Source organism: Streptomyces daqingensis (assembly GCF_014645895.1).
Classification (GTDB): Bacteria; Actinomycetota; Actinomycetes; order Streptomycetales; family Streptomycetaceae; genus Streptomyces; species Streptomyces daqingensis.
Window position 1 is genome coordinate 1 of sequence record NZ_BMMP01000029.1, and the last position, 20,268, is coordinate 20,268.

16 protein-coding genes and 1 pseudogene are annotated in these 20,268 nt (G+C 72.1%); 14 read left to right on the forward strand and 3 right to left on the reverse strand.

The features are described from left to right. Positions 1–333: 333 nt before the first annotated feature. The 3 genes from IEY56_RS27440 to IEY56_RS27450 are packed head-to-tail and all read left to right on the forward strand — an operon-like array spanning position 334 to position 4,035. Entirely contained in the window at positions 334–858 is a 525-nt protein-coding gene (locus IEY56_RS27440; protein ID WP_189039987.1) for a (2Fe-2S)-binding protein, read from the forward strand. Next, positions 845–1,834 carry an FAD binding domain-containing protein gene (locus IEY56_RS27445; protein ID WP_189039988.1) on the forward strand — a complete coding sequence of 330 codons (990 nt, stop codon included), beginning with the start codon at positions 845–847 and terminating at the stop codon, positions 1,832–1,834. Before IEY56_RS27440 ends, IEY56_RS27445 begins: the two co-directional genes overlap by 14 nt. Further along, complete coding sequence (locus IEY56_RS27450; RefSeq protein WP_189039989.1) at positions 1,831–4,035, forward strand: xanthine dehydrogenase family protein molybdopterin-binding subunit; 2,205 nt, start codon at positions 1,831–1,833, stop codon at positions 4,033–4,035. Before IEY56_RS27445 ends, IEY56_RS27450 begins: the two co-directional genes overlap by 4 nt. A gap of 79 nt (positions 4,036–4,114) precedes the next feature. Here the strand turns inward: IEY56_RS27450 and IEY56_RS27455 are convergent, their stop codons facing one another. Continuing rightward, positions 4,115–5,512: an alkaline phosphatase PhoX gene (locus IEY56_RS27455; RefSeq protein WP_189039990.1), complete on the reverse strand. Its 1,398-nt coding sequence runs from the start codon at positions 5,510–5,512 to the stop codon at positions 4,115–4,117. Between the two features lie 128 nt (positions 5,513–5,640). Then, positions 5,641–6,783 (reverse strand): cell division protein ZapE, encoded by a 1,143-nt coding sequence (gene zapE / locus IEY56_RS27460; protein WP_189039991.1) that lies wholly within the window; start codon positions 6,781–6,783, stop codon positions 5,641–5,643. A gap of 74 nt (positions 6,784–6,857) precedes the next feature. On the opposite strand from zapE, the gene IEY56_RS27465 reads away from it, so the two are divergent. The 6 genes and pseudogenes from IEY56_RS27465 (at position 6,858) to IEY56_RS27490 (ending at position 12,996) form a co-directional block, all read left to right on the forward strand. After that, on the forward strand, positions 6,858–7,721 hold the full coding sequence (locus IEY56_RS27465; protein WP_189039992.1) for a pyrimidine reductase family protein: 864 nt from the start codon (positions 6,858–6,860) through the stop codon (positions 7,719–7,721). A 118-nt stretch (positions 7,722–7,839) separates the two neighbouring features. After that, the gene (locus IEY56_RS27470; protein ID WP_189039993.1) at positions 7,840–8,307 is read left to right on the forward strand and encodes an indole-3-glycerol phosphate synthase; all 468 of its coding nucleotides are present in this window, start codon (positions 7,840–7,842) and stop codon (positions 8,305–8,307) included. 244 nt (positions 8,308–8,551) lie between these two features. Continuing rightward, a complete protein-coding gene (gene murC / locus IEY56_RS27475; RefSeq protein ID WP_189039994.1) occupies positions 8,552–9,982 on the forward strand; it encodes a UDP-N-acetylmuramate--L-alanine ligase in 1,431 nt (476 codons plus the stop codon). A gap of 120 nt (positions 9,983–10,102) precedes the next feature. Further along, on the forward strand, positions 10,103–10,510 hold the full coding sequence (gene msrB, locus IEY56_RS27480) for a peptide-methionine (R)-S-oxide reductase MsrB (protein ID WP_189039995.1): 408 nt from the start codon (positions 10,103–10,105) through the stop codon (positions 10,508–10,510). A gap of 204 nt (positions 10,511–10,714) precedes the next feature. After that, positions 10,715–12,247, forward strand: a complete 1,533-nt coding sequence (locus IEY56_RS27485) for an MFS transporter (RefSeq protein ID WP_189039996.1) — start codon at positions 10,715–10,717, stop codon at positions 12,245–12,247. Positions 12,248–12,347: 100 nt separating this feature from the next. Next, positions 12,348–12,996 (forward strand): annotated as a pseudogene (locus IEY56_RS27490) (LysE family translocator). A gap of 63 nt (positions 12,997–13,059) precedes the next feature. On the opposite strand, the gene IEY56_RS27495 reads toward IEY56_RS27490, so the two are convergent. Next, positions 13,060–14,043, reverse strand: a complete 984-nt coding sequence (locus IEY56_RS27495) for a GNAT family N-acetyltransferase (protein ID WP_189039997.1) — start codon at positions 14,041–14,043, stop codon at positions 13,060–13,062. A gap of 300 nt (positions 14,044–14,343) precedes the next feature. Here IEY56_RS27495 and IEY56_RS27500 point away from each other — a divergent pair, with 300 nt between their 5' ends. From IEY56_RS27500 to IEY56_RS27520, 5 genes are all read left to right on the forward strand, one after another. Next, positions 14,344–14,973: an FHA domain-containing protein gene (locus IEY56_RS27500; RefSeq protein ID WP_189039998.1), complete on the forward strand. Its 630-nt coding sequence runs from the start codon at positions 14,344–14,346 to the stop codon at positions 14,971–14,973. A gap of 388 nt (positions 14,974–15,361) precedes the next feature. Then, positions 15,362–16,624 carry a DUF5919 domain-containing protein gene (locus IEY56_RS27505; RefSeq protein ID WP_189039999.1) on the forward strand — a complete coding sequence of 421 codons (1,263 nt, stop codon included), beginning with the start codon at positions 15,362–15,364 and terminating at the stop codon, positions 16,622–16,624. 164 nt (positions 16,625–16,788) lie between these two features. Continuing rightward, positions 16,789–18,015: a macrolide-inactivating glycosyltransferase gene (gene mgt, locus IEY56_RS27510; protein ID WP_189040022.1), complete on the forward strand. Its 1,227-nt coding sequence runs from the start codon at positions 16,789–16,791 to the stop codon at positions 18,013–18,015. A 72-nt stretch (positions 18,016–18,087) separates the two neighbouring features. Beyond that, the gene (locus tag IEY56_RS27515; RefSeq protein WP_189040000.1) at positions 18,088–18,615 is read left to right on the forward strand and encodes a DUF1697 domain-containing protein; all 528 of its coding nucleotides are present in this window, start codon (positions 18,088–18,090) and stop codon (positions 18,613–18,615) included. 414 nt (positions 18,616–19,029) lie between these two features. Continuing rightward, positions 19,030–20,265, forward strand: coding sequence for a S8 family peptidase (locus IEY56_RS27520; protein ID WP_189040001.1), 1,236 nt, complete (start codon positions 19,030–19,032; stop codon positions 20,263–20,265). Positions 20,266–20,268 lie beyond the last annotated feature (3 nt).

The following is a 20,268-nucleotide window of genomic DNA, read 5'->3' on the forward strand; positions in this document are numbered from 1 at the left end:
CTGGACAAAGACCGCAGACGAAATCCTCGACAAAGTCGCCGCCTACTGCCAACGAATCTCCGACTCAGGTCACTAGGAGCCGCCCGCCCCGCCTCGCGCCGGCGGCCGGGCCCGCGGGGAGCGGGCCCGGCCGCCGGCTGTGCTCGCCCGCTTCCGCCTGAATCGGGGGAAGTTTGCCGGATCTTCTTTTTGTGAATCGGCTCTGGGTGAAGCGACCGTCCCTCGCGAGGGCCACTCCTTCGAGCCGACCCGTCGCACCGTGCGGCGTCCTCCGGGGCTCCGGCCGGTGACGCGTCCGCGAGATGAGGCGGTCTTCCCGACAGAGGAGAGGCGATGGCCAAAGCGCTGAGCCGGCAACGACGGGCACCGGCCGTTCCGGACATGCCGGTGGAGCTGTCCGTCAACGGACGCCGGTACAAACTTCATTTGGACACCAGGGTCACCCTGCTCGACGCACTGCGCGACCACCTGGGCATGACCGGCACGAAGAAGGGCTGCGACCAGGGGGCCTGCGGAGCGTGCACTGTGCACGCGGACGGCAAGCGCGTGCTGTCGTGCCTGACGCTGGCCGCCCAGTGCGAAGACCGGGAGATCACCACGATCGAGGGGATGGGCTCCGCGGACGAGCCGCACCCCCTGCAGGAGGCGTTCGTCCGCCACGACGGCTTCCAGTGCGGTTTCTGCACGCCGGGCCAGATCATGTCGGCGGCGGCCCTGCTGACCGAAGGACGAGCCGGCTCCGATGCGGAGATCCGTGAGTTCATGAGCGGCAACCTCTGCCGCTGCGGCGCGTACGCCAACATCGTCGCCGCGATCCGCGACGTGGCATCGGCGGGGGGTACCGATGCTTCCCTTTGACTACGTCCGGGCGGCCGACGTCGACGAGGCCGTGAATCTGCTGGCCGCCGACCCGTCCGCCTCCTACCTCGCAGGCGGCACGACCCAGCTGGATCTGATGAAGGACGGTGTGCTCGGACCGGAGCGGCTCGTCGACATCACGCGGCTGCCCCTGCGCGGTATCACCCGGAGCGACGGCGCCCTGCACGTCGGAGCGCTCACGACGATGGAGGAACTCGCCGCCGACTCCGCGGTGGAGAGGGCCCTGCCCATCGTCCGGCAGGCGCTGCTGCTCGGCGCCTCCACGCAGCTGCGCAACATGGCGACGGTCGGCGGCAACCTCCTGCAACGGGCGCGCTGCCGCTACTTCCGCGATCCGACCGTCCCCGAGTGCAACAAGCGCGACCCCGGATCCGGCTGCGCCGCAGTCGAGCACAGCGCGAGGATGCACGCCGTCCTGGGCGTCAGCGAGAAGTGCATCGCGGTGCACGCCTCCGACCTCGCCGTCGCTCTCGTCGCGCTGGACGCCACGGTCCATCTCCAGGGGATCCCCGGCCGCCGCAGCGTGCCCCTGACGCAGTTCTACCGGGAGTCCGGCGCGAGCCCGGACGTCGAGAACGTCCTCGTGCACGGCGAGTTGATCACCGGTGTCACGATCCCCATGCCCCCGGCCGCGGCGGCCTCCCACTACCTCAAGGTCCGCGACCGGGCCTCGTACGAGTTCGCCCTCGCCTCGGCGGGCGTCGTACTCGTCACCAGGGAGGGCACTGTCGAGCAGGCCAGGGTGGCGCTCGGGGGAGTCGCGTCGAAGCCCTGGCGCTGCCTGGAGGCCGAGCAGATCCTCACCGGGTCGCCGGCCACCGAGGAGACGTTCCGGGAGGCCGCGTCCGCCTCGGTGCAGGGGGCGTGGACCGTTCCCGGTACCGCCTTCAAGGTCGAACTCGCTCAGCGCACCCTCGTCCGTGCGCTGCGGACCGTCTCGGGAGTCACACCGTGAGCGTCGTGGAGACCGCCCCCCTCGTCGGCGCCGGGATCGACCGCGTCGACGGCGCCCTCAAGACGGCCGGGGCGGCCGCGTATCCGAGCGATGTGAACGTGCCAGGCCAGGTGTACGGAGCGCTCGTCCAGAGCACCGTCGCCTCGGGACGCATCCGGTCCGTCGACACCCTGGCGGCCGAAGCCGCACCCGGGGTCCTCCGGGTCATCACCCACCACGTCACGCCCCGCCTTCCCGACGGCCCGATGACCGCCCTGGGCGCGTCGCCGCCGGCTCCGCTCCAGGACGACCGGATCCTGCATCACGGTCAGCATGTCGCCATGGTCGTGGCGGAGACACCGGAGGAGGCCGCCGCGGCGGCCCGCATGGTGGCGGTGGAGTATGCGGCGGACGACGCCTTGACCGGCCTCGGAGACGCGCGTGCCGAACTGGTGGAGAACCCCTGGGGGCTGGACAGCGACCGGGGCTCCGTGGCGGAGGCGCTCGCGACGGCGGACGTGAAGGTGTCGGCCACCTACACCACGCCCGACAACACCAACAACCCCCTCGGACTCTTCGCGACCGTCGCCGTGTGGGAAGGCGGCAAGCTCACGGTGCACGACACCACCCAATGGCCTTCCATGGCCCGGGCCACCTTCGCGAAGGTCTTCGGTCTCCCCGAGACCTCCGTCAGGGTGCTGGCCCCGTATGTCGGCGGGGCATTCGGCAACGGGCTGCGGGTGTGGCCGCACGTCATCCTGACCGTGCTGGCGGCGCGCCTGGTGAAGCGTCCCGTCAAGGTGGTCCTGACGCGCCCCCAGATGTTCACCTCGATCGGCCACCGCCCCAGCAGCGTCCAGCACCTCACTCTGGGGGCCGACCGGAGCGGCACCCTCACGGCCGTCGAGCACCGTGCCACATCCCCCGTTGCCATGGAGGACGACGACTACGAGCCGGTGGCGGCCTCGTCAGCGGTCTCGTACGCCTGCGCCAACGTGCTCACCCGCGACACCCAGGCCCGCCTCCACATCCCCGACCCGACCTCGATGCGCGCGCCGGCCGAGGCACAGGGCAACTTCGCCCTCGAATCGGCACTGGACGAGCTCGCCGTCGCCCTGCGGCTGGACCCGGTGGAACTCCGCCTGCGCAACTACGCGGAGAACCACCCGGGGAACGGGCTGCCCTGGACGAGCAAGGCGCTCAAGGAGTGCTACCTGGCCGGCGCCGAGCGCTTCGGCTGGTCGCGCCGTGATCCTGAGCCCCGTTCGATGCGGGACGGCGACTGGCTCGTCGGCTACGGGATGGCCGGCGTCACCTACCCGTGGTATGCCCAGCCGTGCAACGCGCGGGCGACGGTGCGCCGTGACGGAAGCGCCTTCGTCCGGAGCGCGGCGACGGACATCGGTACCGGCACGTACACGGTCATGACGCAGGTCTCGGCCGACACGCTCGGCATTCCGCTCGGCCGCGTCCGCTTCGACCTCGGGGACTCGGACATGCCCGCCGCACCGCAGGCGGGGGGCTCCGGCCTGACGGGCGCCCTGGCGACGGCCGTGCGGGACGCGTGCGAGCGTGTCGTCCAGCAAGTCCTCGACCTGGTGAGGGAGGACGGAGAATCGCCGCTGCGGGGCTGTCGGCGCGAGGAGGTGACCGTCGTGGACGGGCGGCTGCACCGGCGGGACCGTCCGGCTGAAGGAGAGTCCTATGCGGACGTCCTCGACCGCCACGGCAAGGAGGAGCTGACGGCCGACGGGACCAGCACGCCGGCGGATCCCTCGACGCTCGGCATGGCACCGGCGGGCGCCTTCGGCGCGAAGTTCGTGGAGGTGCGCGTCGACGCGGATCTCGGCGTCGTCCGCGTCGCCAGGGTGGTGTCGGCGATCGACGGCGGGCGCATCCTCAACGAGAAGACCGCCCGCAGCCAGATCATCGGAGGGACGGTCGGGGGGATCGGGCAGGCCTTGTTCGAGGAGACCGCCACCGACAGGACCGGCCGCATCGCCAATGCGACTCTCGGCGACTACCTCGTCCCCGTCAACGCCGACGTCGGGGACATGGACGTCGTCTTCGTGGGCGAGCCGGACAGGGCTACTCCCGCCGGCACCAAGGGAGTCGGCGAGATCGGACTGGTCGGCATCGCCGCAGCGGTCGCGAACGCCGTCCATCACGCGACGGGCAAGCGTGTCCGCTCGCTTCCGATCACCCTGGACGACCTGCTGTAGACACGCGCCGGCGGCCGGGCCCGCGGGGAGCGGGCCCGGCCGCCGGCTTCTGCCGTCCTGGGCGGGACGGCGGCGAACGTCAGTGCTGCCAGGGACCGGTCACCGCGAAGGTGGTGCCGGGCTCGTAGCAGTTGAAGTACATCGTTCGGCAGTCCGGCGAGAACGTGACGCCCGCGAACTCGCCCCAGGCGGGCTCCTCCGGCGTACCGATGTCCTGGCGGTTGCCGGCCATCGGGTAGACCTTGCCGTGCTTGGTCAGGCCGTAGACGTGCTGGGCGCCCTCGCCGTCCTCGCACACCATCAGGCCGCCGCTGGGTGCCAGGCAGATGTTGTCGGGCTCCTCACCGGGCATCTGCAGGTCGGTGTCGGGGCCGAAGACGATGACGAGGGTGAGCTGCTTGCGCTTCGGGTCGTAGCGCCAGATCTGGCCGTAGTGGTCGGCCTTCGAACCCTCGTCGCTCTTGGCGAAGCTGGAGACGAAGTAGACCGACTTCCCGCCCCAGTAGCAGCCCTCGAGCTTCTGGGCGTGGGTGATGCCCTTCTTGCCGAAGTCCTGGAAGCGGATCGGCGTCTCCTTGGCCAGCGGGTCGGGGACGTCCACCCACTCGATGCCGTCGAAGGTCTCGCCCGGCTCCTGCGCGACCGACAGGTCGGGAAGCCCCGGCACGCGCATGGCCTGCAGCTTGCCGCCCGCGTGCAGGGAGCCGTAACCGCCCAGCGGCTTCTCCGGGAGGAAGCGGTAGAAGAGGCCGAACGGCTTCTCGAAGGCGTCCTCGGTCTCGTACACCACGCCGTTGCGCGGGTCGAAGGCGATGGCCTCGTGCTGGAAGCGGCCCATCGCGGTGAGGGGTTCGGTCGAGGTGGGGCGGTCGTGGCGGAAGCCGACCTCGAAGATGAAGCCGTGGTCCTTGCTGTAGCCCTCCTCGCCGGCCTTGAACTCCGTCTCCTCGCAGGTCAGCCAGGTGTCCCAGGGGCTGGGCCCCCCGGCGCAGTTCGTGGAGGTGCCGGCGATGCCCACGCGCTCCTGCAGGACCTCGTTGTCGTGGTCCAGCTCCAGGAGGGTGCAGCCGCCCTTCGCGTCCGGGTCGTAGGTCAGCCCGTCGACGGTGGGGACGCCCACCTTGCCGTCCTGGCGGTTCTCGTGGTTGCGCACGAGCCAGGTCTTGCCGTGCTTGTGGCCGTGGCGGTTGTGGTGGCCGTCCGCGGCGAAGGCGGCCATGCCGTCGAAGTTGCTGGGCACCTTGCCCTCGCCGGACGGCAGGTCCTCGCCGGTGCGGGAGAGGATCTTGTAGCGGAAGCCCTTGGGCAGGTCGAGCACGCCGTCGGGGTCCGGGACGAGCGGACCGTAGCCCGAGTGTCCTCCGGTGCCCTGTGCGGCAGCGGTGCCTGTGAACAATTCCGAGAGGGCACCGGTGAAGGCGATGCCTGCTCCCACCGCGCCCGTTCTTGCCAGCACTTGACGTCGTGAAGTCGTCATACGGAACTCCCTGTTGGCGGCCAGGTTTCAGGTGTGTCTACCACGCGCACGGGTGTGCGAGCACTAGGCACGACAGCAGTATCTACGCGCGTGGGGCACGGGAGTTGAAGATCCGGAAAAGGTTGGGTTCACGCGGACGCAAGACGCTCGCCGTCCCTGGCGAGAGCGGTGAGCCGCGAGATGGCGCGGAAGTACTTCTTCCGGTAGCCGCCTTCGAGCATCTCCGGAGTGAACAGCGCGTCGAACGGCGCCCCCGACGCCAGCACCGGCAGCTCCCGGTCGTACAGGCGGTCGGCGAGGACGACGAGCCGCAGCGCCGTCGACTGGTCCGGAACGGGTCCGACCCCGGTGAGGCAGACGGCTCCCAGGCCGTCGACGAGCGCGCCGTATCGGCTCGGATGGACGCGCGAGAGGTGGCCGAGGAGCGCGTCGAACCCGTCGAGGGACGCGTCGGGCGTGCGGTGCGCGGCGCGTACGACGGCGTCCTCGGCGAGAGGGGCGGGCGCGGCCGGCAGCCCCCGGTGGCGGTAGTCCTCGCCGTCGATGCGCAGGGCGCGGAAGTGCGCGGACAGTCCCTGGATCTCGCGGAGGAAGTCGGCGGCCGCGAAACGGCCCTCGCCGAGCTTCCCCGGCAGAGTGTTCGACGTGGCGGCAAGAGCCACGCCCTCGTCGACGAGGCGGCCCAGCAGGCTGGAGACGAGGACGGTGTCGCCCGGGTCGTCCAGTTCGAACTCGTCGATGCACAGCAGGCGGTGGCCGCCGAGCGTCCGCACGGTCTGCTGGAAGCCGAGGGCGCCGACGAGGTTGGTCAGCTCCACGAAGGTGCCGAAGGCCTTCTGCCCGGCAGGGGCGTCGGTGGCGTGCCAGAGCGAGGCGAGCAGGTGCGTCTTGCCGACGCCGTACCCGCCGTCGAGGTAGACGCCGCGCGGGCCGGAGGGTCGCGGCTGGGCGGGGCGACGGCGGAACCACCGTTTCCGCTCGCTGCCCGTCCCCTTGCCGCCGCCGAGTCCCGCCGCGAAGGAGCGCAGCATCTCGACGGCCTCACTCTGGCTCGGCTGCGCCGGGTCGGGCACGTAGGTGTCGAAGCGGACGGCGTCGAAGCGCGGCGGCGGCACCATCTCCGCGACGAGCCGCTCCGCGGGAACGTGCGGCTCGCGGTCCGTGAGGGACGCCGGGCCGGGGCCGGCGTCCGGGCCGCCGGCGGGGGACGTGGCCGCCGCCGGACGTGCGGAATCGGCTGAGGAGGAGGGGGAGGGGGACACGCTGTTCATGCTAAACGCCCGGGGGCGGCGGCCGGCGGGGCCGGTCGGGGGAGCCCGGCGGGGTGCGTGCCAGACTGCGGGACATGCGACGCCTGTTCCCCCGCACCGCTGACGACGAGGTTCCCGGCCCCGACGACGAGGGGGCACGGCAGCCCTCGGGAGAGGGCACCGAAGACGGAGGGCAGTGGAGCATCGACGCCCTGGCGGACGCCTACGCCTACCCGCGGCCCCTCCCCGCAAGCTCCGGCGGGGACGGCGACGACGGCGGGGGCGTGTGGCTGCGGGCGAACATGGTCGCCTCCCTGGACGGCGCCGCCTACCACGAGGGCCGCTCGCAGCCCCTGTCGTCCGAGGCGGACATGCGCGTCTTCGGCGTCCTGCGGGGCCTCGCCGACGCGGTCGTCGTCGGGGCCCAGACCGTACGGCAGGAGGGGTACCGGCCCGCCCGCGAACGGGAGGTCTTCGCTCGGCGGCGGGCCGCGGCGGGGCAGGGCCCCGCTCCTGCCATCGCGGTGGTCAGCGCGGGGCTGGACCTGGACTTCTCGCTGCCGCTGTTCACCGGGCCGCTGGTGCCGACCCTCCTGGTGACGGGCGCCGCGGCGCCCCAGGACCGGGTCGCGGCCGCCCGCGACGCGGGAGCGGAGGTCGTCTTCGCGGGCGAGGGCGAGACCGTCGACCCGGCCCGCCTGCCTGCCGCGCTGGCCCGTCGGGGCCTGCGGCGCCTCCTGACGGAGGGCGGCCCGCGGCTGCTCGGTCAGCTCGTCGCGGGGGACGTCCTCGACGAGCTGTGCTTCACCCTCGCTCCGCGCATCACCTCGGGCGGTGCTTCGCGCATCGTCGACGGACCCGGACTCGACGTCCCCGTGGAGTTCCGGCTCGACGGGGTACTCGAAGAGGACGGCTTCCTGTTCACCCGCTACCGGCGCGCCGCGCAACCGGAGCGGTAGGACCGGCAGTTACGGCAGCCCCCCGCTGGGAAGACGGGGTGCGAGGCCCGCCCCCGGCGGGAGCAGGGATGTACGGAGGAGCCCGGGCCGGGCTCCGAGCGGAGAGAAGGGCACCGCCGTGTTCACGACCGTGTTGATGATCGAGAAGCCGCTGGTGTCCGACGACGTGGAGCTCGTCACGACGCTCCATGGCGACGAGCCAGTCTCCTTCGTCGTGCTGATGCAGCCGCGCGGAGACCAGGACCGCCTGCTGCGCGCGCTGGACGACGTGGCGCTCGGCGAGTTCGACGAGGCCGTGCGCGAGGGCACCGAGTCCGACGAGCCGGAGTCCAGGGGTCTCGCCGTGCGCGCGCTGGACAGTTCGCTCGCCAAGCTGCGCGAGACGGGTGCGGAGGCGGAGGGGCAGGTCATCGAGGACCACCCGCTGGACGTGCTCGCCGAGGTCGTCGACACGGCCGGAGCCGACGAGGTGATCGTGCTGACGGCTCCGCACCTGGTCGAGGAGTTCTTCCACCGTGACTGGGCGACGCGTGCCCGGCACAAGGTGGGCGTCCCCGTGCTGAAGCTGTTCGCGCACGGGGAGTAGCAGGACACGGCACGGAGCGGGCCCCGGACGCGCGTCCGGGGCCCGCTCCGTGCCGTGCCGCGTCCGGTGCGCGGGGAGTGCCGGGGCGCGCAGCGCATAGGCTGGTCGGCGCGCGTACGGCACGTCGCACAGCGGTGGCCCTCGTCGTGCGGACGGCCGTGTGGCTCCGCGCCGGTGAGGGCGGCTCGCTGGCGGACAGCGCACCGCGCCCGTTCACGAGAGCACGAGCTTTGGAGGCGCCCCCATGGCAGCCGACGCAGCCGACCCGGCCACGGCAGCGGTCAGCCCGACCGTTCCGGCGGCACTGGCACGTCCGCACTTCATCGGCATCGGCGGTGCCGGGATGTCCGGCATCGCGAAGATCCTCAGCCAGCGAGGCGCACGCGTCGAAGGAAGCGACGCGAGGGAGTCGCTGACGGTGACGGCGCTGCGCGGACTGGGCGCGACGGTGCACCTCGGACACGACGCCGCCAATCTGGCGGCCGACGCCACGTCGGTCGTCGTCTCCAGCGCCATCCGGCCCGACAACCCGGAGCTGGCCGCCGCCGCGGAGCGCGGCGTGCCGGTCGTGCACCGCTCGGACGCCCTGGCCTCGCTGATGGAGGCGTGCCGGCCCCTCGCCGTGGCCGGTACCCACGGCAAGACCACGACGACGTCGATGCTCGCGGTGGCCCTGGGCTCCCTCGGCCTCGACCCCTCGTACGCGATCGGCGGCGACCTCGACGAGCCGGGCTCCAACGCCCACAACGGCCGCGGGGAGATCTTCGTGGCGGAGGCGGACGAGAGCGACCGCAGCTTCCACAAGTACGCGCCCGAGGTGGCCATCGTGCTCAACGTGGAGCTGGACCACCACGCCAACTACGCCTCCATGGAGGAGATCTACGAGTCCTTCGAGATCTTCGCGGGGCGCATCCGCCCGGGCGGCACACTGATCGTCTCCGCGGACCACGAGGGAGCGCGCGAGCTGACGCGCAGGCTCCGCGCGCGGGGGGACGTGAAGGTGCGCACGTACGGGGAGGCCGCCGACGCCGACGTACGCGTCCTGGACATCACCCCGCACGGTCTGACCAGCGAGACGACGGTGCTGCTGGACGGGACCGAACTCACCTTCGCCGTCTTCGTGCCGGGCCGGCACTACGCGAGCAACGCCGTCGCCGCTCTCGTCGCGGGCACCGAGATGGGCCTGCCGGCGGGCGACCTGGCCAAGGCACTCGGCACGTACACCGGGGTCAGGCGGCGACTGCAGCTCATGGGCGAGGCGAACGGCGTGCAGGTCATCGACTCCTACGCGCACCACCCGACGGAGATGACCGCCGACCTGGAGGCCATCCGCGGCGGTGCGGGCGACGGACGCGTGCTCGTCCTCTTCCAGCCGCACCTCTTCAGCCGCACCCAGGAGCTGGCAACGGAGATGGGGGAGGCGCTGGCGCTGGCGGACGCCTCCGTCGTCCTCGACATCTATCCCGCCCGTGAGGACCCGATTCCGGGGGTCACCAGCGAGCTGATCATCGACGCCGCGCGCGCGGCGGGTGCCGACGTGCGTCACGCGGAGTCCAGGACCGCCGGGGCGGAGCTCGTCGCGGGAATGGCCGCACCCGGCGACCTTGTTCTGACGATGGGAGCCGGGGACGTCACGGATCTCGGCCCCCGGATCCTCGCCGGGCTGGCGCCCTGAGCGGCGTGGCCGCCGTCGGCACGGCCGGGCCCGGTTCGGGGCGGCACGGCGTGGGCGGGGCGGGGAAGTACACCGCGACCAGCGCGGACTTCATGACCGGATCGAGCTGAGGAGGCCGTCGTGGCATACGAGATCGACAAGCCGGAGGAGCAGTGGCGGGCCGAGCTCAGCCCTGAGGAGTACCGCGTCCTGCGGCAGGCCGGCACCGAGCCCGCCTTCACCGGGGAGTACACGGACACCAAGACGACCGGCGTCTACAACTGCCGGGCCTGCGGCGCGGAGCTGTTCCGCTCCGGCACGAAGTTCGAGTCGCACTGCGGGTGGCCCAGCTTCTACGACCCGGCGGACTCCGACGCCGTGGAGCTGATCGAGGACCGCTCGATGGGCATGCTCCGCACCGAGGTGCGGTGCGCCCGCTGCGGCTCCCACCTCGGGCACGTCTTCGAGGGTGAGGGCTACCCGACTCCGACGGACCAGCGCTACTGCATCAACAGCATCTCGGTGCGGCTGGAGCCCACCGAGGGCTGAGACGGACGGCGAGCGGCGGGCCGGCGCGCGGCGCCGGCCCGCCGCCGCGTCTGTGCTGGGGCCGCCGCGTCTGTGCTGGGCACAGAGGAATAACCGGGCGGGGTGCTCCCGTTCGTTTGTACGCTGCATGTATTCGCCGGCCCGCGCATCTCGACGAGGCCGGCGCCATCGCCCCGTACTTTCGAACGACTCCCCGGAGACCGCATGACGCAGGCCCGCGATGCCGCCCCACCCCTCATAGCCGGGACGAGCAGCCGGCAGGCTCCGCAGCAGGAGGCGGACGCCCACGGCGGGCAGGAAGCGGCACGCGGGTCGGACGGGCAGCGCCACCTCAAGGGAGTGGTGCCCGTACTGGCCTTCGCCGGGATCTCCGTCGCCGTCATGCAGACGCTGCTCGTCCCCGTCGTCGCCCAGCTCCCGCAGCTGCTCCGCACCACCACGTCCGACGCCGCCTGGGTCGTGACCGCGACGCTGCTCTCCGGAGCCGTGGCCACGCCCGTCATGGGGCGCCTCGGCGACCTCTACGGCAAACGCCGCCTCATCCTCGCCAGCCTCGGCATGATGGTGCTGGGCTCCCTCGTGTGCGGGTTCTCCTCCACGCTCGTGCCGATGGTCACCGGGCGGACCCTGCAGGGTTTCGCGATGGGAGCGATCCCGCTGGGCGTCAGCATCATGAGGGACGAGCTGCCTCCGGACCGGCTCGGGCCGGCGATGGCGTTCATGAGCTCCTCGCTCGGCACGGGCGGCGCCCTCGGCATGCCGATCGCGGCCTACGTCGCCCAGCACACCGACTGGCACGTGCTCTTCTTCGGCTCCGCAGGCATCGGCGCGCTCGCGATGGTCCTGGTGCGCACCGTCGTACCGGAGTCGCCACGACGGCTGGGAGGACGCTTCGACTTCCCCGGCGCCCTCGGGCTGGCGGCCGGGCTCGTGGCGCTGCTGCTCGCGATATCCAAGGGCGCGGCGTGGGGCTGGGGCAGCGCGACCACGCTCGGGCTCTTCGCGTCCTCCCTGGTGATCTTCGCCGGCTGGGGCGTGATGGAGCTGCGCCTCTCCCAGCCGCTCGTGGACCTGCGCAGCACGGTCCGCCGGCAGGTGCTGCTGACCAACCTCGCCTCGATCACCGTCGGGCTCGCGTTCTACGCGGCGACCCTCGTCCTTCCCCAGCTGCTGCAGCTGCCGCGCTCCACCGGCTACGGACTGGGCCATTCGATGCTCGTGGCCGGGATGTGCGTGGCGCCCATGGGCCTCGCGATGATGCTCGTCTCGAAGCTGTCCGCCCGCATCTCGGACACCCGCGGCCCCAAGGTCTCCCTGATGACGGGGCTCGTCATCCTCGCCGTCGCCTACCTGGCCGGGACGGCGCTCATGGGCGCGGTATGGCAGGTCGTGATCATCGCCGTGCTCATCGGGTTCGGCATCGGCATCGCCTACTCGGCCATGCCCGCGCTGATCCTCGGCGCGGTCGACCCGTCCGAGTCGGGCGCCGCGAACGGGCTGAACACGCTGATGCGCTCGATCGGAACGTCGACGTCGAGCGCCGTGGTGGGCGTCGTGCTGGCCCGGATGAGCATGCCGTTCGGCGACGCCGCCGTGCCGACGCCGGCGGGTTTCCGCGTCTCGTTCCTGATCGCCGCCGGCGCGGCCCTCACGGGGCTGCTGATCGCGGCGTTCCTGCCGGGACGCGGGCGGGACGGGCAGGCGGGGGCGGGGGCCGGCGCCCGGACGGGGGAGTAGCGGCCGGGACCAGTTGCCGGGCGGCGCCGGAGCCCGGGCGGGATACCGGCGGACCTGAAACCGTTTGGCCGGCTTTCGGGGCGAGCGTCACGATGGCCCCATGCTCTCCACGCTTCTGCCCTTCCTCGGCGCGTGCCTGCTGGTGGCGGTGTCGCCCGGCCCCAGCACGGTGCTCATCATCCGCAACTCGCTGCACAGCCGCCGCGCGGGGCAGATGACCGTCCTCGGCAACGAGACGGGCGTCTTCGTCTGGGGAGTCGTCGCCGCCTTCGGGCTGACGGCGCTGCTCGCCGCCTCCCGGCTGGCCTACGACGTCCTGCGGTTCGGGGGAGCGGCGGTCCTGATCGTCTTCGGCGTCCAGGCGCTGCGCGCGGCACGGCGCGGCGGCGGACCCGGCACGCCGGAGGACGGCGGGGAAGCGGCCGGGCAGGGCGGTGACGCGGTCGTGCGGGGCGAGCCTTCAACCTGGCGGGCGTACCGGGCGGGGCTGCTGCTCAACCTCGCCAACCCCAAGGCGGCGATCTTCGCCCCTCCCGCAGTTCGTGCCGCACGGCGCGCCCCAGCTGCCGCTGACGGTGACGCTGGCCGCGGTGTGGGCCGTCTTCGAGGTCGGCTACTACTCGCTGTACGTCGCCTTCGTGGGCCGGCTGCGGCGGGTCCTCGCCCGGGCGGCGGTGCGCCGCAGGCTGGAACAGATCTCGGGCGGCGTGCTGGTCGCCCTCGGCGTCCGGCTCGCCCTGGACGGCTGACGCGTCCAGGGCGGCGGACGCCGAGGTAGTGCGGACGCCGAGGTGGCCCTCCGGGGGCTGCGGCTACTCCTTCGCGGCCGGGGCAGGGGCCGGGTCGGAGCTCCGCTCCGGTGCCGACATGCAGAAGCGGTGGTCCACGACCGGGTAGCCCGCCTTCGCGAAGGCCGCCGCCATCGGGGTGTTGCCCAAGTCGGTGGAGGCCGCGATCGATTCGGCGCCTTCGCGGCTCAACTGCCGGGTGCACTCGGCCAGAAGGTCGTAGGCGTAGCCGTTGCCGCGCTGCTCCGGTACGACCCCGATGAACCCCACCGCCGGGCCGCTGGGGATCGCGCCGGGCACGTGCAGCCCGGCCAGCGCCCCGTCCGCCGTATGAGCCAGCCGCCACCACTCGCGCGGGGACGGCATCCAGCGGAGGTGCTCCAGATCCTCCCGGGCGGCCTGCTCGATCCCGGCCTCCTGCCCGCCGGGTCCGGCCGCTTCGAGGGCGCGCCGGGCGTGAGCGTCGAGGGTGCCGTGCTGGACGCGCCGCAGGACGTCCAGGATCACCTCGTCGTCCGGCTCGGGCCGGAACGTGAGCCGTCCCGGATGCTCCGGGAGCCCGCAGTCGGGCGTCCAGCGGTAGCGGAAGCGTTCGACGAGCGGGCGGTAGCCGGCGGTCGCGGCAGCGCCGATGCGGGCCTCGGCCGCGGCGCGCGCCCCGGGCTCCGTCCGCCAGCCCGGCGGGAGGACGAGTTCGAAGTCGACGTCGTACGGCAGCGCGCGCAGCAGCCGTACGGCGGCCTCTTCCTCGCCGGGCAGGAAGTCGAACCAGTCGAGGAGGAGGGGCAGTTCGTCGTCCGGGGCGGCCCAGCAGGCGGCACGGGCGACGACGCGGTCTCCGCGGAGCGCGACCCACGTCCACTCGGGCCGGTACTCGCCGCCTTCGGCGACGGTCGTGTACGGGCGCCCGAGCAGGGGACGGCCGACGAGGCCGGGGTCCTGCAGGGAGGTGAAGAGCGGACGCGCCTCGGACTCGCCGAGCGCGCGGACGACCAGATGTGCGGTCATGGTGGAAGGACCTTCCGGAAGGCGTGTCGCGCTCCCGGATCAGTGCCGGTCGTACGCCCTGCGGACGGGGCGGGAGCGCGTGATGCAGCTGATGGACATCGAACTCTCGCCTCCTTCCTCGGACTTGGGCGTACGGGCAACTTAGGGCGTGGCACGGTGCGGCGCCAGCGAATTTCGGGTGCCACGCCGGGACGGTGCGCCGACCCGCGGGGCCGGGCCGGGGCGGGGCAGATGTCTTCATTCCGCTACTGCCCGCCGCCCGGCCTGGACAGGGTCTTTGCGCGTCCAGACAATGTGGGCATGACATCTCTCGAGTTCGGCGCCTACCCGCCGCGCCTGTCGGACGCGGACCGGGAGCGGGCTCTTGAGGTGCTTCGCGAGGGAGCCGCGCAGGGCCGGGTCTCCCAGGACACCTTCATGCGGCGCACGGACGCCATCCTCAGGGCGCAGTGGCACAGCGAACTGGACGCCGTCCTGCAGGACTTGCCCAGCCGCCGCCCCCGCAGCCGCTGGTACGTCGCCGCGATCACGCGGCTCTTCGACTTCAGGCATCGCGTGCGCAAGGCATGGCAGTCCCAGCGGCTGCCGGAGCTTCTGCTGCCCGCTCCCGCCGCGTACCCCTTCTCGATCGGCCGCGCGCCGGGTTCGATGCTGCGGCTGAACCACTACACCGTCTCCCGCGCCCACGCCCAGCTGCGCAGCGCCGGGGACGGCAGCTGGAAGCTGCGCGATCTGGGCTCCAGCAACGGAACCTGGGTGAACGGGAGCCGGGTGACGGGCTCGGTCACCGTGCGCCCCGGCGACGTGGTGCGCTTCGGCCAGATCGGGTTCCGGCTCGTCGTGGCCCAGCCGCCCCCGGCCGCCTCGCCGCCGGCCCTCCCGTCGGGACCGCCGCCCGCCCTGCCGCCGGGACCGCCGCCACAGCTCTGACGGTCCGCCTTCCGCTTTTCCGCCGGTCCGCGCCCGGCTGCCGTCGCGTGCTTGCGCGCGCGGGCGGCCGTACGTGAGTGCTGCGGGGCAACGGTGAATTACCCGTGCCCGTCGACTTGTCGGAGTAGCGCGCGGCCCGGTCAGCGGGTAGGACGAGGGTCTGTGGAACCCCCGGGAGGAAGGCGTGACCAGGTGACTGTCCCCGCCCGCGCGGTCGCGCAGTTCGCGCCCGTGCCCGGCACAGGTACCGCGTTCCGGACGAAATCCGCACCGCCGTCGCCTACGGCCGTACGCGCAGAGCGAGTTGATGGGGGTTCAGGGTGCGGTGCTCCAGGCGCCGCAGTAGTCTTCCTTGATCGCTCAACGGGGCTAGGAAGGCGGTGCGCGGGTGGGTGCGGGAGGGCTTGAACTCCCCCCAGGCGAAGGCGGCGACGGCGGTGAGGCGGAGGCCGCCGACGCGCCAGCGGGCGCGGTGTCCGTCGCCCGCCCGATGGAGATCGGCGCGGACCTCGACTGGGACGCGGACGCCTGGACCGAGGTGCGCACCCGTGCCCGGCGTGCAGGACGGGCCTACGTCTGGCTGAACCTCGTCGAACAGCGGCTGCGGGCAGTGGTGTCGGCCGTACTGAGGCCCATCTACGAGCCCGTGCACGGGGACGACTGGGTCATCGCGGCGGCCGGCCCGGCCGGCCAGGAGTGGGTCCAGCGCGCCGTCGCCGTTCGGGAAGTGAGCCGCCGCAAGGGCTACTTGCTGGACCCCGCGGACGACAACGTCCTCTCCTTCCTCACGCTGCCGCAGCTGCGTGAGCTGATGGTGCAGCACTGGCCCTGCTTCGAGCCGTACATCGAGGAGCGCCGCGAGGTCGAACTCGCCCTGGACGAGCTGGAGGTGGCGCGCAGCGCCGTCGCCCGCAACCGCGCACTCTCGGAGACGGTGCTCGCTCAGGCCGAGCGGATGTGCGCGCGGCTGCTGGAGCTGCTGGGCGCCAACGGCGAGGCGGCGCCCTCGGCGCACCGGTTGCGGGTCGACGCCGTCGAGGACCTCGTCGGCGACCGCTTCGCCGACGTCGTCAGCGTCCACTCCGACCGTGTGCGGCTGCAGCGGCAGCTCCCCGCGGAGGACCTGTTCGGAGGGGCGCGGCGGCTGGACGCGATGGGCATAGGTCTCAACCTCCTCGTGCAGAACTACTCGGGCCGCCGTCTGGTGCGGCTCGCCGCATCGGGCTGCAGGACGCGCCTGCTCTTCCTCAACCCGGCGAGCAGTGCGGTACGCCGGCGCGAACGCGAACTGGGCATAAAGAAGGGGGAGTTGAGCAGGACCGTCGAGACGAACATCCTGCACATGCGCCGGGTGCGCTCCCGGCTGCGGGACCCCGCCGCGTTCGAGATCCACGTCTTCGACGAGACACCCCGGTTCTGCGCGTACATGGTCGACGGAGACGGGGCGGACGGGCTGGCCGTCGTCCAGCACTATCTGCGCCGCGTCCGGGGGATGGAGTCTCCGGTGCTGGTGCTGCGGGGCAGCGGGCGGGACATCGTCCAGCGCGGCGCCGGGCAGGGGAAGCCGCAGGACGAAGGCGTGCAGGGCCTGTTCCAGACCTACCGCGAGGAGTTCGAGTCGGCCTGGGCCGACTCGCGTCCCGTCTCCTGAGGGCCGCGGGCGCAGGATTCCCCTGTTCCCGGAGTGCTCGACGCTCCTGTTCCTGTTCCTGTTCCTGCTGGGCCGTGCCATGGAAAACTCCGTTGCGCGAGACGCTACGTCTCGTCTAGCGTGAATGCGTGAACGCTCCCTCAGCACCTGCCGCCCACATCGCCATGTTCAGCGTCGCTGCACACGGCCATGTGAACCCCAGCCTCGAAGTCGTCCGCGAACTCGTCGCGCGCGGGCACCGCGTCACGTACGCGATCCCGCCGGCCTTCGCCGATCTGGTGGCCGGGACCGGGGCGCAGCCGCGCCCCTACCGTTCGACGCTCCCGGGTGAGGACGACGACCCCGCGGCGTGGGGCACCGAACTGATCGACCACGTCGAGCCGTTCCTCGAGGACGCACGGCAGGCCCTCCCGCAGCTCGCCGCGGCGTACGAGGGGGACGTGCCGGACCTGGTGCTCTCGGACATCACCTCCTATCCCGCGCGGGTGCTCGCCCACCGCTGGGGCGTGCCCCACATCCAGCTCTCGCCCAACCTCGTGGCGTGGGAGGGGTATGAGGAGGAGGTGGGCGCCGCCCTCACGGCCGAGCTGATGTCGACCCCGCGGGGGAGGGCGTACCGCGAGAGATTCGCGGCGTGGCTCGCCGAGAACGGCATGCCGATGGGGCCGGACGACTTCGCGGGGCGGCCGGACCGGTCGCTCGTGCTGATCCCCAGGCTGCTCCAGCCGCACGCGGACCGCGTCGACGAGAGCGTGTACACCTTCGTCGGCGCCTGCCAGGGCGACCGGTCCCACCAGGGGCGGTGGCAACGGCCGCCGGGCGCCGAGGGCGACAGGGTGCTGCTGATCTCGCTGGGCTCCGCCTTCACCAGGGAACCGGGCTTCTACCGGGAGTGCCTGCGGGCCTTCGGCGGGATGGAGGGCTGGCACGTGGTGCTGCAGATCGGAAAGCACGTCCGCGCCCAGGAGTTGGGGCCACTTCCCGCCAACGTCGAAGTCCACTCGTGGGTACCGCAGCTGGCCGTGCTGAAGGAGGCGGATGCCTTCGTGACACACGCGGGCGCGGGGGGCAGCCAGGAGGGCATGGCGACGGGGACGCCGATGATCGCCGTGCCGCAGGCCGTCGACCAGTTCGGTAACGCGGAGATGCTCGTCTCACTCGGCGTCGCCCGGCACGTCCCGAAGGAGGAGGCGACGGCGCGGGCACTGCGGGAGGCGCTGCAATCGCTCGTCGGCGACCCGGAGGTCGCGGGGCGGTGCGCGAAGGCGCAGGCCGCGGTGGCCGCGGAGGGAGGAACACGGCAGGCCGCGGACCTCATCGAGGAGGCTCTCCGGGGCCACCTCGCCGGTGCCGCCGGGATGGCGGAAACCCGTGCATCGAGGGGGAGTTGAGGGGCGCGGAGAACGGCGCCCGGGTGCGTGACCTCCCGCAGGCGGGGGGTCCGCTCTTCTAAGCTGCCGCACATGACTACGTATGCGGCGCTTCTGCGGGGGATCAACGTAGGCGGACACAAGAAGGTCCCCATGGAACGGCTGAGGGAGCTCATGTCCGGGCTGGGGTGGGTCGACGTCCGGACCTACCTGCAGAGCGGCAACGCGGTCTTCACCACCGACGAGGCGGATCCGGGCCCGCTGCTGGAGCGGGCCGTCGCCGAGCACTTCGGCTTCGAGGTGCCCTGCCTGGTGCGCACCGCCGAGGAGTTGCGCGCCGTGGCGGCCGCGTGCCCCTACCCGGCCGCCGAGCTGGACCCGGCGAAGCTGCTGGTGCTCTTCCTTGAAGAGGCCCCGCCGAAGGGGCACTTCGACTCGGTCGACGCCTCGTCCTTCGCGCCCGACGTCTTCGAGCACGTCGGCAGCGCCGTGTACTGCTACTTCCCGGACGGAATGGGCCGCAGTAGACTTCCCGCCGCTCTGGAAGCGGTGCGGCCGCGGATGACGATGACCGGCCGCAACTGGCGCACGGTGCAGCGGCTGACCGAACTCGCGAGCTGAACCGGCCGCGCGGACCTGCCTCCGTCACTCCCTATACGCAGCGAACCGGATCCCGAACGGCGCCGCCGGGCGGGCGGGTTCGCGGGTCCGGGCACGCGCTGCCCGCGGGAGCCGTTCGAGGGAGCCCGGGGCACGGAACGGGCTGCCAGTGGAGGGGCCGAAGTTACCGGAGGGTTCTCCCCGCGGTCAGATATCTGACCGAACTGATGGGCCGTCAGGTCAAGTTGGGGGGATACAGGGCGCTTTGCCGTGCGCCTCTGGAGTTGTTTATGTCACACAAGTTCAGAGTGCTTGAGGTCCGGGGATCAATCAGACAGTGTTTCGAGTCACCCGGTTGCGGATCACCATCGCAAGCTGTCCGGGTCGCGAAACAGACATACATCCCCCCACACCTCACGAGGAGGACCCCTCGTCATGGCAACCAACACGCCTAGCAATGCGGAGAAGTCGGCGAAGCGTCGCCGTATCACCCTGGCAGTCGGCGTCACCGCCGCCGTGATCGGCGCGGCCACCCTGGTGGGCACCGCCGGCGCGTCCTCCACCACCGAGGGCCACGTCTACGGCACCAAGGCCAAGGGCGCGATCGACGGCAGCTACATCGTCATGCTGAAGGACAGCAAGGGCGGCAACTCCGTCAAGGCGCAGGGCAAGGACCTGGCCGAGCAGTACGGCGGCAAGGTCAACAAGACCTACGACTCCGCCATCAACGGGTTCTCCGCGAAGGGCCTGAGCGCGCAGGAGGCCCGCGAGCTCGCCGGTGACTCCAGCGTCGACAAGGTCGTGCAGAACCACAAGTTCACGATCAACGAGACGCAGGAGAACCCGCCGTCGTGGGGCCTGGACCGCATCGACCAGGAGCCCACCGAGGCGGACAACAAGTACACCTTCCCCGACACCGCGGGTGAGGGCGTCACCGCCTACATCATCGACACCGGTGTCCGCATCACGCACAAGGACTTCGGCGACCGCGCCACGCACGGCTTCGACGCCGTCGACGGCGACGACAGCGCGGACGACGGCCAGGGCCACGGCACGCACGTCGCGGGCACCGTCGCCGGCACCGACCACGGTGTCGCGAAGAAGGCCAAGATCGTGGCCGTCCGCGTGCTCGACGACAACGGCTCCGGCACCACCGAGCAGGTCGTCGCGGGCATCGACTGGGTGACCGAGAACGCCGACGGCCCCTCCGTCGCCAACATGTCGCTCGGCGGCCCGGCGGACGAGGCGCTCGACGCGGCCGTCCAGAAGTCCATCGACGCCGGCATCACCTACGGCATCGCCGCGGGCAACGAGGGTGCGGACGCCGACGGCAGCAGCCCGGCCCGTGTGAAGGACGCCATCACCGTCGCAGCCAGCGACGACAAGGACGCGCAGGCCGACTTCTCCAACCACGGCCCGCTCGTCGACATCTACGCCCCGGGCGTGGACATCGTCTCGTCCACCAACACCGGCGACGACGCCACCGCGACGCTCTCGGGCACCTCGATGGCCGCCCCGCACGTCACCGGTGCCGCCGCGCTCTTCCTCGGCGCGAACACGGACGCCAAGCCCGCCGACGTGGCCAAGGGTCTGACCGACGGTGCCCTGAAGGACAAGATATCCAACCCGACCGGCGAGACCCCGAACCTGCTCCTCAACGTCGGCGAGTGAACA

Bases quoted from the DNA above. Each gene is read 5' to 3' on its own strand.
- IEY56_RS27445 (WP_189039988.1), top strand. From the start codon at position 845: ATGCTTCCCTTTGACTACGTCCGGGCGGCCGACGTCGACGAGGCCGTG.
- IEY56_RS27485 (WP_189039996.1), top strand. From the start codon at position 10,715: ATGACGCAGGCCCGCGATGCCGCCCCACCCCTCATAGCCGGGACGAGC.
- murC (WP_189039994.1), top strand. From the start codon at position 8,552: ATGGCAGCCGACGCAGCCGACCCGGCCACGGCAGCGGTCAGCCCGACC.
- IEY56_RS27500 (WP_189039998.1), top strand. From the start codon at position 14,344: ATGACATCTCTCGAGTTCGGCGCCTACCCGCCGCGCCTGTCGGACGCG.
- IEY56_RS27515 (WP_189040000.1), top strand. From the start codon at position 18,088: ATGACTACGTATGCGGCGCTTCTGCGGGGGATCAACGTAGGCGGACAC.
- mgt (WP_189040022.1), top strand. From the start codon at position 16,789: ATGTTCAGCGTCGCTGCACACGGCCATGTGAACCCCAGCCTCGAAGTC.
- zapE (WP_189039991.1), bottom strand. From the start codon at position 6,783: ATGAACAGCGTGTCCCCCTCCCCCTCCTCCTCAGCCGATTCCGCACGT.
- IEY56_RS27520 (WP_189040001.1), top strand. From the start codon at position 19,030: ATGGCAACCAACACGCCTAGCAATGCGGAGAAGTCGGCGAAGCGTCGC.
- IEY56_RS27465 (WP_189039992.1), top strand. From the start codon at position 6,858: ATGCGACGCCTGTTCCCCCGCACCGCTGACGACGAGGTTCCCGGCCCC.
- IEY56_RS27440 (WP_189039987.1), top strand. From the start codon at position 334: ATGGCCAAAGCGCTGAGCCGGCAACGACGGGCACCGGCCGTTCCGGAC.
- IEY56_RS27495 (WP_189039997.1), bottom strand. From the start codon at position 14,043: ATGACCGCACATCTGGTCGTCCGCGCGCTCGGCGAGTCCGAGGCGCGT.
- IEY56_RS27455 (WP_189039990.1), bottom strand. From the start codon at position 5,512: ATGACGACTTCACGACGTCAAGTGCTGGCAAGAACGGGCGCGGTGGGA.